Here is a 255-nt window from a genome sequence, read left to right as displayed (position 1 = left end):
GCGTCGGCGTCGTGTCGTCCGTGCTCTCACCATTGCCCACCGGACCCTGGATCGGACCTTCGTCGTCAATGACCTCGTCAATCGACGGCTTGCCCGGCGGCGTCGTATCCACGATCACCGTCCACGGATCCGACGGCCCACTTTCGTTGCCCGCAGGATCGCGCTCCACCACCGTGAACTGATGCTCGCCCTCTTCCAGCGGCGTCTCAGGCGTGAAGCTCCAGTTGCCCTCCTCGTCGACCGTCGTCTCGCCGA

The 255-nt window shown here is 65.5% G+C and carries 1 protein-coding gene; it reads right to left on the bottom strand.

The genetic code is table 11. The features are described 5' to 3' along the window. A partial coding sequence (locus F6X37_RS36170; RefSeq protein WP_187614707.1) for an Ig-like domain-containing protein occupies window positions 1-255 on the bottom strand: 255 nt, incomplete at both ends.

Source organism: Paraburkholderia sp. 31.1, assembly GCF_014397645.1.
GTDB classification, from domain to species: domain Bacteria; phylum Pseudomonadota; class Gammaproteobacteria; order Burkholderiales; family Burkholderiaceae; genus Paraburkholderia; species Paraburkholderia tuberum.
This window is presented reverse-complemented; position numbering and strand designations above follow the sequence as displayed.